Source organism: Robiginitalea sp. SC105 (assembly GCF_014243345.1).
Lineage (GTDB): Bacteria > Bacteroidota > Bacteroidia > Flavobacteriales > Flavobacteriaceae > Robiginitalea.
This window is the reverse complement of the sequence record NZ_JACLZF010000002.1, coordinates 141,622-153,877: the sequence shown is the minus strand read 5'-3', so window position 1 is coordinate 153,877 and position 12,256 is coordinate 141,622. Positions and strand designations below refer to the sequence as shown.

Sequence of the window (12,256 nt, the reverse complement as noted above, 5' to 3'; positions counted from 1 at the left end):
CTTTTACTAGCTTGCGTTATTTCTGGCTCCCAATACCAAGGTTACATGGTTGGAACGCTTTCTGATTCTGTGTGCCCGACCCTGGGGTGCGGGGCGCAGGCGCTTGAGCATGCGGCCACCGTCCACGCGGATCTCCTGTACAAAGAGGTCGGCGGCTTCGATATCCGCATCCTCGTTTTTGGCCTGCCAGTTGGCAATAGCCGAAAGCAGGAGTTTCTCGAGCCGGCGCGAGGCTTCCTTGGTACTGTAGCGCAGGATTGCGAGGGCCTTCTCGACTTCTTCGCCCCGGACCTGGTCTGCGACCAGCCTCATTTTGCGGGGAGAGGTCGGACAATTGTTGAGCTTGGCAAATGCCAGCTCCTTCTTCTCCTCTTTGATCCTCTCGGCCATCTGTTTTTTACGAACACCCATAGCGCTTATTTTTTACCTTTATTTTTAGCTCCGGCATGTCCCCGGAAGGAACGCGTCGGGGAAAATTCCCCCAGTTTGTGTCCTACCATGTTCTCGGTAACATATACCGGGACGAATTGCCGTCCGTTGTGCACGGCGATGGTCTGCCCCACAAAATCCGGGGTGATCATCGAAGCCCGTGACCAGGTCTTGATTACGGTTTTCTTGCCGGAATCCACGTTTTGCTGAACTTTCTTCTCCAGGCTGTAATGAACGTAAGGTCCTTTTTTTAGGGAACGTGCCATTTCTTACTGTTTTATTTCTTTCTGCGTTCTACAATATACCGGTTGCTGTCCTTGGTCCGGGAACGGGTACGGTATCCTTTGGCAGGAACCCCGTTGCGGGATCTCGGGTGGCCTCCGGAAGCGCGGCCTTCCCCACCACCCATCGGGTGGTCGACAGGGTTCATGGCTACCGGACGGGTCCGCGGACGGCGGCCGAGCCAACGGCTGCGACCCGCTTTTCCTGAAACGATCAGCTGGTGGTCCGAGTTGGACACCGCGCCGATGGTAGCCAGGCAGTTTGCCAGGATCATCCGGGTTTCTCCGGACGGCAATTTGATCGTGGCGTATTTGCCATCACGGGCCATCAGCTGGGCAAACGTCCCGGCGCTCCGCGCCATCACTGCTCCCTGACCGGGACGCAGCTCAATGCAGGAGATGATCGTACCCAGGGGCACTTCTGACAACGGCAGGGCATTCCCGATTTCGGGGGCCGAACCGGCTCCCGCATGGACCTTCTGCCCTACCTGCAGGCCGTTCTGGGCAATCACATACCGTTTCTCGCCATCGGTGTATTCCACCAGGGCGATGAATGCAGAACGGTTCGGATCGTACTGAATCGACTTGACTTCGGCGGCAACGTCTTGTTTGTCGCGCTTGAAGTCGATTACACGATACCGCCTTTTATGACCGCCGCCCTTATAGCGCATGGTCATTTTTCCTCGGCTATTCCGGCCGCCCGACTTCTTGATCGGGGCGAGCAGGCTTTTCTCCGGTGCGTCCGTAGTAATGGCATCGAAGCCATTGACTATCTTGAATCGCTGTCCGGGCGTGATCGGTTTTAATTTTCTAACTGACATGCCGTGTCTTTAGAGATTACTGTAAAAATCTATTACGTCCCCATCCTGCACATCTACAATGGCCTTCTTGAACGCATTGGTCTTCCCTTGCTGTACACCGGTTTTGGTGTAGCGGGTCTTCCGGGAAGGGCCGTAATTCATGGTGCGAACCTTCTTTACGGTCACCCCGTAAGCAGCCTCCACAGCATCCTTGATCTGCAGTTTGTTGGCCGCCGGGTTCACGATGAAACCGTAGCGGTTGTACAACTCACTGTCGGAGGTCATTTTCTCGGTAATGATCGGTTTAATCAACACACTCATGATTTCTTACTTGTTTAGGTTCGCCGCAATTCCTTCTAAAGCACCTTCCGTCAGGACTACGTTATTCGCATTCATGATTTTGTAAGTGCTTAATTCTGAATTGGTTACAACTTCCGTACCTTTCAAATTACGCGACGACAAATATACGCTATTATTTTGTTCACCCAACACTATCAGGGACTTTTTGTCCTCCAGCCCGAGTGCCTTGAGCACCGCCTGGAAATCCCGGGTCTTCGGGGAATCAAAAGAGAAGTTCTCGACCACGGTGATGGCGTTATTCTGAGTCTTGAGGCTCAGGGCCGATTTCCGCGCCAGGCGCTTGACGTTTTTGTTGAGCTTCTGGGTATAATCCTTGGGGCGGGGACCAAAAATACGTCCACCTCCGCGGAATATGGGCGACTTGATGCTACCCGCACGGGCGGTACCCGTACCTTTCTGCTTCTTGATCTTCCGGGTACTACCGGCGATCTCCGCGCGTTCCTTGGACTTGTGCGTTCCCTGCCGCTGGTGGGCCAGGTACTGCTTCACATCCAGGTAAATGGCATGCTCGTTCGGCTCAATCTTGAAGACATCGTCGGCAAGCTCTGCTTTCCGGCCGGTCTCTTTTCCCTTGATATCTAAAACTGCTACCTTCATTACTTCTCGATGGTTATATATGCATTCTTATGGCCCGGAACAGCTCCCTTGAGTACCAGGAGGTTCTTTTCCGGAACGACTTTCAGCACGCGCAGGTTCTGAACCGTCACACGCTGGTTCCCCATTTGACCGGCCATCCTCATACCCTTAAATACCCGTGAAGGGTCCGAGCCGGCTCCGATGGAACCGGGGGCCCTGAGGCGGTTGTGCTGGCCGTGGGTGGACTGGCCTACCCCGGCGAATCCGTGGCGCTTTACCACGCCCTGGAAGCCTTTTCCTTTGGAAATGCCGTTGACATCCACAAATTCCCCTTCCTTGAACAGGTCGACACTGAGGGTGTCTCCCAATTTGTATTCTCCTTCAAAATAACGGAACTCGACGACCTTCTTTTTCGGCGCGGTGCCTGCCTTCTTGAAATGACCGTGTTCGGCCTTGTTGGCACGCTTATCTGCCTTGTCATCGAAACCGAGCTGAAGGGCCTTGTACCCGTCTACCTCTTCGGTTCTGACTTGGGTGACGACACAGGGACCCGCTTCGATAACGGTACAGGGGATGTTCTTCCCGTTCTCGTCAAAGATGCTGGTCATGCCGACTTTTCTTCCGATTAACCCAGACATACTTAATTTAATTTAGTTGGGATCCGGACCTTGGATTCCGGCTCCCTGAGGAACCGGAACCGGGTCCTGCCTCCCGGTTATTAATGGTTTACTTATTCCTTTTCAATTTTCCGACAAAAAAACAGGGTCAAAAATAATCCGACCCCGAATGTATTTTTGTTTCCGTTTTTCCTTCGCTTGCAGCTCCGGACATGTCGTGGGGGGGCGCACCCCCCGGTTTTGTCAATGGTCCCCCTGCCCTCCCGGGCCCTGGAACCGGCTTGCCCAATGGCGTCAGACCTTGATCTCCACCTCGACGCCGCTGGGAAGTTCGAGCTTCATCAGCGCATCAATGGTCTTGGAGGAAGAGCTGTATATGTCCAGCAGGCGCTTGTAAGAGCTGAGCTCGAACTGCTCCCGGGACTTCTTATTCACGTGGGGCGAACGCAACACGGTGAATATTTTCTTGTGCGTGGGCAACGGAATGGGTCCGGTAACCACCGCTCCGGTCGTCTTGACCGTCTTGACGATCTTCTCGGCAGACTTGTCTACCAGGTTGTGATCGTACGATTTCAATTTGATTCTGATTTTCTGACTCATCACTACCGGAATTAAGCGGTTACTCCTTTGGTTGCTTTAATCACTTCTTCTGCTATGTTCGACGGGGTCTCCGCATAGTGGGAGAATTCCATGGTCGAAGTGGCCCGGCCCGAGGAAAGGGTCCGCAGCGACGTCACGTATCCGAACATCTCGGAAAGCGGCACATCTGCCTTGATTACCTTGGAACCGGCACGGTCGGACATGTTGTTCACCTGCCCGCGACGGCGGTTCAGGTCACCCACGATATCCCCCATGTTCTCTTCCGGGGTCAGCACCTCCAGCTTCATGATCGGCTCCATGATGATCGGGCGGCAGGCCCTTGCAGCGGCCTTGTAGCCCATCTTGGCTGCCAGCTCAAAGGAAAGGGAATCCGAATCCACCGGGTGGAAGGAACCATCCTTGAGGGTAACCTTCATGCTGTCCATTTCAAATCCGGCCAGCGGTCCGTTTTTCATCGCTTCCCGGAAGCCTTTCTCGACTGAAGGGATATATTCTTTGGGGATGTTACCCCCCTTGATCTCGTTGACAAAGGTCAGCCCCTGGTCCTCCTCGCTGTCCGCGGGGGACATGGTGAAGACGATATCGGCAAACTTACCACGGCCACCGGTCTGCTTCTTGTAGACCTCGCGATGGTTCGCTTCGGCGGTAAGGGCCTCTTTGTATTCCACCTGGGGTTGCCCCTGGTTGACTTCCACCTTGAATTCGCGGCGGAGGCGGTCGACGATGATGTCCAGGTGCAGCTCTCCCATCCCGGAGATTATGGTCTGCCCGCTGGCTTCATCGGTTTTGACCTGGAAGGTCGGGTCCTCTTCTGCCAGTTTGGCGAGGGCCATACCGAGTTTGTCCACATCGGCCTTGGTCTTGGGCTCTACGGCAATACCGATAACCGGTTCCGGGAACTTCATGCTCTCCAGCACGATGGGGTGTTTCTCGTCACAGAGGGTATCCCCTGTCTTGATATCCTTGAACCCCACTGCTGCGCCGATATCCCCGGCGGCGATGGAATCGATGGCATTCTGCTTGTTGGAGTGCATCTGGTAGATCCGGGAGATCCGCTCCTTGTTGCCCGAACGGGTGTTCAGCACATAGGACCCTGCATCCAGTTTTCCGGAATAGCAGCGGAAGAAGGCCAGGCGCCCCACAAAGGGGTCGGTGGCAATCTTGAATGCCAGTGCGGCAAAAGGTGCAGACGGGTCCGGCTTGCGCTTGGCAGGCTCTTCCGTATCCGGGTTGATCCCTTCGATGGCTTCCTTGTCCAGGGGAGAAGGCAGGTACCGGCAAACAGCGTCCAGCAAAAACTGGACTCCTTTATTTTTAAAGGCAGAACCGCAGATCATCGGGATGATGCTCATGTCCATTACGGCTGCGCGGAGGGCAGCGTGCACTTCTGCTTCGGTGATGGAATCCTCGTCCTCAAAGAACTTCTCCATCAGGTTTTCATCGTATTCGGCCACTGCCTCGATAAGCTCGGCGCGGTATTTTTTCACCTCGGCCTCCATATCGGCGGGGATGTCGATCTCCTCAAAGGTAGACCCCATGTTTTCCTCACTCCAGATGATGGCCCGGTTCTTCACCAGGTCGACGACGCCCTTGAAGTCCGCCTCGTCCCCGATCGGCAATACGATCGGCACGGCATTGGATTTCAGCATGTCGCGCACCTGCTGGCACACGGCCAGGAAATTGGATCCCTGGCGGTCCATTTTGTTGACAAAGCCCATGCGGGGCACCTTGTAGTTATCCGCAAGGCGCCAGTTGGTCTCGGACTGGGGCTCTACCCCGTCCACCGCACTGAACAGGAAAACGAGCCCGTCCAGTACCCGCAGGGAACGGTTTACCTCAACGGTAAAATCCACGTGCCCGGGGGTGTCGATGATATTGAAATGATAAGGCCTGGTATTGTCGGTAGGCTGGCCGTTCTCAAGCGGAAACTGCCAGGTACAGGTAGTCGCCGCGGAGGTAATCGTAATCCCGCGTTCCTGCTCCTGCTCCATCCAGTCCATGGTAGCCGCCCCGTCGTGAACCTCCCCGATCTTGTGGCTTACGCCCGTGTAGAAAAGGATGCGTTCGGTCGTGGTGGTCTTCCCGGCGTCGATGTGAGCCGCAATGCCAATATTCCTTGTATATTTTAAATCTCTCGCCATTATTCTTAGAATCTAAAGTGAGAAAATGCTTTGTTCGCTTCGGCCATCTTATGGGTATCCACCCGCTTTTTAACGGCCGCGCCCTCTTCTTTGGCTGCTGCAATCACTTCACCAGCAAGCTTCTGGGCCATGGATTTTTCATTTCTTTTCCGCGAATAGCTGATGAGCCATTTCATGGCGGTGGAAATCTTGCGATCCGGACGGATCTGCATCGGTATCTGGAAGGTGGCACCACCTACCCGGCGGCTGCGCACTTCCACGTGGGGCATGATATTGGAAAGGGCTTCCTTCCACAACTCAACGGCGGATTTCTCCTCGTCCGTTTTCTTTTCCTCGACGATGTCCATCGCATCGTAAAAAATCCGGAATGCCACGGATTTCTTCCCATCCCACATCATCATATTCACAAAACGCGTTACCAGCTGGTCGTTATACCTCGGATCCGGCAACAGCGGTCTTTTCTTAGCCTGTCTTTTTCTCATTGCTTCTGATTAATGTGGTGAATTACTTCTTGGGGCGTTTGGCTCCGTATTTGGACCGGCGCTGCGTACGTCCGGCCACGCCGGCTGTATCCAGTGCACCGCGTACAATATGGTATCTCACACCCGGCAAGTCTTTCACCCGTCCGCCTCTAACCAATACTATCGAGTGCTCCTGGAGGTTGTGTCCTTCGCCGGGGATGTAGGCGTTCACTTCCTTACCGTTGGTAAGACGCACCCGGGCCACTTTCCGCATGGCGGAATTCGGCTTCTTGGGGGTGGTGGTGTAAACGCGCGTACATACTCCTCTGCGCTGAGGGCACGAATCCAAAGCAGCCGATTTACTCTTCTTGGTAATTGTGGCCCTTCCTTTTCGTACTAATTGTGAAATTGTTGGCATATAATTTTGCTAAATAAAAAAATCTACCCCTGTTTAAGGGCTGGCAAATGTAGCAATTATTTCCTGTAATTCAAATCCCTGCCCCTTAATTTTCAAGCATTTTTATCACCATCCCGGCGGGGTACTGCCGGATGCCGGTCCCGGCCCGTGGGGCACCCGGGTGGGCCACCCCGGAAACCGGAAAAATTATACCTTAATATATATACTTTAAAAACCGCTTTAGGACCGCTTGAGTATCCGGCTGCTGTTCTCGCGCTATGACCCCTTCCGGTTGGACGCTCCTTTCCGCACCTTATCCAGCCCATCCGTAGAGCACGTCCGGTCCTGTTTACTGAATCCCCCATCCACAAAGGCCTGGCGCCTGGTGTCGCATATTGGTTTCGGATTGGAACGGATTTAACATAGAATTTACCTAACAGATACAAAAGTGCAAAGCTGGCTAACGCGTCCTAATGCCGCCTGAAATTGTGTTTTTCGCAATCAGAAGCGGGGTAAAATACCGATCTAACAAACAGGAAAGGCCTAAAATTATGACTACGAATTATCTCGGGAGGGCTTAAAGTTTTATTAAAATAAGTTTGGATTATTAACACATAATTAGGATTTTCGCACTTAGCTAATTCAAATAATTTAAAAATGAGAACAAAGTTAAATGGAATCCTGACGCTATTTATGGCGTTGGTTGTGCAGATTTCCTTTGCACAAGAAAAGACGATTTCAGGTACGGTTTCCGACGCAGACGGCTTACCGTTGCCTGGGGTTAACATCCTTGTTCAGGGCACTACCACAGGTACCCAGACCGATTTTGACGGTAATTACGCCATTCAGGCGAGCACCGGCGATGTACTGGTCTATACCTACCTGGGTATGCGCGCTGAAAACCGAACCGTGGGAGCCAGCAACACAATCAATGTGCAGATGACTGAAAATGCGCAGGCCCTTGAAGAGGTGATTGTGACTGCCCAGGGTATCAAGCGTGAAAAGAAAGCACTTGGATACGCGGTTTCCTCAGTTGACTCCGACCAGTTGGAGCAGCGTACGGAAGGCGACGTGGGGCGGGTGCTCCGCGGTAAGGCATCCGGGGTTAACATCACCCAGCAAAGCGGGGTTTCCGGATCTGCCACCAACATCATTATCCGGGGCTACCAGTCGTTCAGCCAGAACAACCAGCCGCTCTTTATTGTAGACGGCGTTCCTTTCAGCAGCGACACCAACCCTGCTGGGGACTTTGTTGATGGAAACAACGGTTCGTCCCGTTTCCTTGACCTGGACCCGAACACCATTGCCAGCGTAAGCGTACTGAAAGGTCTTTCGGCTGCCACCCTTTACGGGGAGCAGGGGAAGAACGGGGTAATCCTTATTACCACCAAGAGTGGAGCCGCCGGAGCCGGCGGGCCGAAGAAATCCGAAATCACGGTGACTTCCTCCATGTTCTTCAACGAGATCGCTTCGCTGCCTGACTACCAGAACTCCTACGGAGGTGGTTTCGACCAGGCATTCGGATGGTTCTTCAGTAACTGGGGACCTTCTTTCTCCCCCAGCGGACGCGCCAGCTACACGAACCCGGCCAACTTCCCGGGCATCTACGATCTGGATCCTTCGGACGGAAGTATCCGCCACCCCTATTCCACCGCCAGCGCTGCCACAGGCATCCCGGCGGCATTCCCGGAACTGGCCAATGCGCGGTACATCTTCCAGCCATACCAGAGCGTACCGAACTTCTTCCGCACCGGAACTGTTTCCAATATCTCTGTTAACGCCAACGGCTCATCAGACGACGGAAAGATTTCCTACAACGTGAGCGGAGGCCAACTGGAAGACAACGGTTTTACTCCAGGAAACAAGCTGATCCGCTCCAACATCAGTGTGGGTGGACGCGCTCAGCTCAGCAATAAATTCACCATAAGCGGTACCATGAACTATTCCCGCACCACGTTCAGGTCGCCTCCAGTTGCGGCCAGTACGGGTAACGGATCCTTCGGAGACGGGTCTTCCGTCTACGGGCACTTGTTCTTTACACCGCGTTCGGTTGACCTGATGAACCTGCCTTTCCAGAACCCGATTACGGGAGGAAGCGTATACTACCGCCAGGGTAACGACATCCAGAACCCGCTTTGGACGGTAGCCAACTCAGGTAACAAGCAGCTGACCAACCGGGCCTTTGGTAACATCGCCACCCAGTTCGATATCAGCGAAAACCTGAATATCCTCTATCGTCTCGGATTTGACGTCTACAACGAGCGGAACACCAACTTCCAGAACAGAGGAGGAACCAGCGGAAGTACACCGGTTCAGAGCGGTTTGCTGTCTACATATGACAACAACAATACCATCTGGGACCACAGTATCATCCTCAACGGTACCTTTGACCTCTCGGAAAAACTCGATATGAATTTCAACCTCGGGGGAACCACACGTAGTACTACCTTCGACCAACAGGGGGTTCGGAGTACCGGACAGAACGTTTTCGGCGTTAAACGGCACTTCAACTTCGACCTGCAGAATGAAATCCAGTTCACCACCTACCAGAACATCGCCGGTCTTTATGGCCAGGTAGACTTCGGGTATGACGAATTTCTCTACCTGACGCTGAATGCCCGGAACGACTGGGTATCCAACCAGTCCAGGGACAACCGTTCCCTGCTTTACAAGGGAGCCAGTTTCTCCTTCGTGCCTACCGGCCTGATCGGGACCTGGAACGATGCACTGGGAATCAACTACCTCAAATTACGTGGTGGATACGGAGAATCGGCTGGTTTTGCCACTGGTTTCCCGGTATCAGTTGACCTTTCGATCGACACCCAGGATTTCATCAACGGTGATGGGAATACCGTAGTAACCAACACGGTATCCAACCGGGTAGCCAACCCGAACATCCTGCCGGAGCGTTACTCCGAATTCGAAGTAGGTCTGGAATCCAGGTTGTTCAACAACTTTGTAACCCTCGACCTTTCCCTCTACAAGCGGATCACCAACGACCTGATCGTTGACCGCCCGCTCGACCCGAGTTCCGGTGGTACGGTAATCGCCACGAACGTCGGTAAGATCGAAGGAAAGGGTATTGAAATTGACATGGGTCTGTACCCCTTCCGCAGTGGAGATTTCCAGTGGAGCATCAACACGAACTTCAACGCGAACAACTCCATCGTGAAGGACCTCGGACAGGACACAGACATCATCGTCTTTGCCGGATTCAGCAACCAGGGTAACGCCGCCATCGTTGGCGAGCAACTCGGGGTGCTGGTCGGAGGCCGGATAGCCCGCGACGCGGAAGGAAACTTCCGTGTGGACGCTGCCGGTAACTATATCAACGAAGAAGTGGATGAAAATGGCCGCCTGCCGATTATCGGAAACCCGAACCCGGACTGGATTGCCAACGTTTCCAACACTTTCTCATACAAAGGATTTTCCCTGAACTTCCTGTTGAACTATCAGCAGGGCGGGGATATCTGGACCAGTACAGTGGCCACGCTGCTCGGACGGGGTCTGATCGAAGCTACCACAGACCGGGAGCGCTCGTTCATCCTGCCTGGTGTAGGACCTGACGGCAGCCCGAACACCGTTCAGATCAACAACTCGGATTACTACTTCAACAACGTAGTATTCGGTCCGTCTGAACTGCAGGTTTACGATGCCACCACCCTCCGCATTCAGGAAGTTTCCCTGGGATACAGCTTCCCGAGCAAATTCCTGGACAAGACGCCTTTTGGCTCACTGAGTTTCACCCTTACCGGATATAACATGTGGTTCCGTGCGTTCAACATGCCGAAGAGTGCTAACTTTGACCCGAACGTTGCCGGACTGGGTGTAGGACTCGGACAGGGCTTTGACTACCTCAACGGACCCAGCTCTAAGCGGTACGGGGTTAGTGTTAAAGCATCCTTTTAATCATTATAAAAAAAAGACGATATATCATGAAAATATTGTTTAACACATTATGTTTCGTAGGCGTACTCGGGCTCTTTATGCTCCAGTCCTGCGAGACGACGGACCTGGATCTGACAAAGAATCCGAACCAGCTCTCTCCTGACCAGGCGAGCCCTGACTTCCTGCTCAACGGAATTCAGGAAGACTTTGCCCGGGTGGTTGAGGCCTTTGGCCGCACCGGAGCAGAGGTAACCCGTATCGACTATATGTTCGGTCGGAGTTACATCAATAACTACCAGCCCAACACCTTCGACGGCAGATGGGAGGATGCGTACACTGAGATCCGTACGGACCTCGGTGCAATGTATGGCATCGCAAATGAAAGGGGCCTGAATTACCACATTGGAATGGGGAAATTCATGGAGGCCTACACCATGGTCACCCTGGTTGACTTTTTCGGCGATGTCCCTTACTCTGAGGCAAACCTCGGGGCGGAGAACTTCAACCCGAACCTCGATGACGGCGCCAGCGTTTATGCAGCCGCCTTCGACTTGCTCGACGAAGCGCAAGCGGCTTTTGGCGCACCTGCTGCAGCCCTGCCGCAGAATGACTTCTTCTACGACGGAGATGAAGACCTCTGGATCAAGGCGATCAATTCGCTGCGTATGAAGATGTACATGACCACCCGCCTGGTAGACAACGGGGCGTTAGCTGCCTTCAACCAGATTGTGGCTTCCGGTAATTACATCACTTCCATTGAAGAAGACCTGCAGTTCAGCTGGGGCACGAATGTGGTACAGCCGGATACGCGTCACCCGCGTTATGGTCTGAACTACGCTCCTTCCGGAGGTGCTTCCGACTACATGTCCATTGACCTGATGAACTACATGGATACTAACGACGATCCCCGCCTGCGGTACTATTTCTACCGCCAGAACGAGGTGACTCCCGGCTCTGACGGATCTGATCCTGCCCTGGAAACTCTCCAGTGCTCGCTTCAGGAAGCACCGGCTCATTACGACGGATTCCCTTTCTGTACGCTGCCCAACGGTTTCTGGGGACGCGACCACGGAAACAACGAGGGGATCCCGCCGGACGGCTTCCTCCGTACCACAGTGGGTGTTTATCCTGCCGGGGGCAAGTTTGACGATGATTCCTTCGAAGGCATGCTCCTCGGAGACGGTGCCGGCGGTAACGGTATCACCCCGATCATCCTGAGTTCTTCCATGGACTTCCTGATTGCCGAAGCTGCTATGGTGGCCGGCAATGTTGGAGCAGCCAAAGCCGCCGTCCTGGAAGGCCTTACCAAGTCAGTGGAAAAAGTACTGTCATTTGGAGAACGCGACGGCTCATCGGATCTTTCCCTTGCACCCACGCAGGCGGAAGTTGACGCTCATGCCGACCTGGTCGACGCAGCATTTGATGCAGACACTGAAGGCGGTTGGAATGTACTGGCTCGTGAGTTCTTTACCTCCCTCTACGGAAACGGTATCGACGCTTACAACTTCTACCGGAGAACCGGTTACCCGACTAACCTGCAGCCGAATGTCGAGCCGCAGCCAGGTGGGTTTATCCGCTCGTTCTTCTACCCTGCGAACTTCGTGAACAACAACTCGAACGTTACGCAGAAGTCAGGAGTAACTTCCCAGGTATACTGGGATACTAACCCCAGTTCACCCGGGTTCCCGGAATCTAATTAAAAAACA

General features: G+C 53.7%; 12 protein-coding genes. 2 read left to right on the top strand and 10 right to left on the bottom strand.

Going from position 1 to position 12,256, the window contains the following annotated elements:
- Nucleotides 1–6: 6 nt before the first annotated feature.
- From rplV to rpsL, 10 genes are all read right to left on the bottom strand, one after another.
- Nucleotides 7–411: a 50S ribosomal protein L22 gene (gene rplV / locus H7F20_RS09790; protein WP_185786005.1), complete on the bottom strand. Its 405-nt coding sequence runs from the start codon at nucleotides 409–411 to the stop codon at nucleotides 7–9.
- 5 nt (nucleotides 412–416) lie between these two features.
- Nucleotides 417–695 carry a 30S ribosomal protein S19 gene (gene rpsS / locus H7F20_RS09785; protein WP_185786004.1) on the bottom strand — a complete coding sequence of 93 codons (279 nt, stop codon included), beginning with the start codon at nucleotides 693–695 and terminating at the stop codon, nucleotides 417–419.
- An 11-nt stretch (nucleotides 696–706) separates the two neighbouring features.
- A complete protein-coding gene (gene rplB, locus H7F20_RS09780) occupies nucleotides 707–1,531 on the bottom strand; it encodes a 50S ribosomal protein L2 (protein WP_185786003.1) in 825 nt (274 codons plus the stop codon).
- A gap of 9 nt (nucleotides 1,532–1,540) precedes the next feature.
- Nucleotides 1,541–1,831 (bottom strand): 50S ribosomal protein L23, encoded by a 291-nt coding sequence (gene rplW, locus H7F20_RS09775; RefSeq protein WP_185786002.1) that lies wholly within the window; start codon nucleotides 1,829–1,831, stop codon nucleotides 1,541–1,543.
- Between the two features lie 6 nt (nucleotides 1,832–1,837).
- Nucleotides 1,838–2,467: a 50S ribosomal protein L4 gene (rplD, locus tag H7F20_RS09770; RefSeq protein ID WP_185786001.1), complete on the bottom strand. Its 630-nt coding sequence runs from the start codon at nucleotides 2,465–2,467 to the stop codon at nucleotides 1,838–1,840.
- Nucleotides 2,467–3,084 (bottom strand): 50S ribosomal protein L3, encoded by a 618-nt coding sequence (gene rplC / locus H7F20_RS09765; protein WP_185786000.1) that lies wholly within the window; start codon nucleotides 3,082–3,084, stop codon nucleotides 2,467–2,469. The genes rplD and rplC overlap by 1 nt, the downstream gene beginning before the upstream one ends.
- Before the next feature lie 273 nt (nucleotides 3,085–3,357).
- Nucleotides 3,358–3,663 (bottom strand): 30S ribosomal protein S10, encoded by a 306-nt coding sequence (gene rpsJ, locus H7F20_RS09760; RefSeq protein WP_013073266.1) that lies wholly within the window; start codon nucleotides 3,661–3,663, stop codon nucleotides 3,358–3,360.
- An 11-nt stretch (nucleotides 3,664–3,674) separates the two neighbouring features.
- A complete protein-coding gene (gene fusA, locus H7F20_RS09755; protein WP_185785999.1) occupies nucleotides 3,675–5,804 on the bottom strand; it encodes an elongation factor G in 2,130 nt (709 codons plus the stop codon).
- 5 nt (nucleotides 5,805–5,809) lie between these two features.
- Complete coding sequence (rpsG, locus tag H7F20_RS09750) at nucleotides 5,810–6,286, bottom strand: 30S ribosomal protein S7 (RefSeq protein ID WP_185785998.1); 477 nt, start codon at nucleotides 6,284–6,286, stop codon at nucleotides 5,810–5,812.
- 22 nt (nucleotides 6,287–6,308) lie between these two features.
- Entirely contained in the window at nucleotides 6,309–6,683 is a 375-nt protein-coding gene (rpsL, locus tag H7F20_RS09745) for a 30S ribosomal protein S12 (RefSeq protein WP_013305196.1), read from the bottom strand.
- Between the two features lie 636 nt (nucleotides 6,684–7,319).
- Between rpsL and H7F20_RS09740 the strand changes: the two genes are divergently transcribed.
- Both H7F20_RS09740 and H7F20_RS09735 read left to right on the top strand, forming a co-directional pair.
- Nucleotides 7,320–10,571, top strand: a complete 3,252-nt coding sequence (locus tag H7F20_RS09740; protein ID WP_185785997.1) for a SusC/RagA family TonB-linked outer membrane protein — start codon at nucleotides 7,320–7,322, stop codon at nucleotides 10,569–10,571.
- Nucleotides 10,572–10,597: 26 nt separating this feature from the next.
- Nucleotides 10,598–12,250, top strand: coding sequence for a SusD/RagB family nutrient-binding outer membrane lipoprotein (locus H7F20_RS09735; protein ID WP_185785996.1), 1,653 nt, complete (start codon nucleotides 10,598–10,600; stop codon nucleotides 12,248–12,250).
- Nucleotides 12,251–12,256 lie beyond the last annotated feature (6 nt).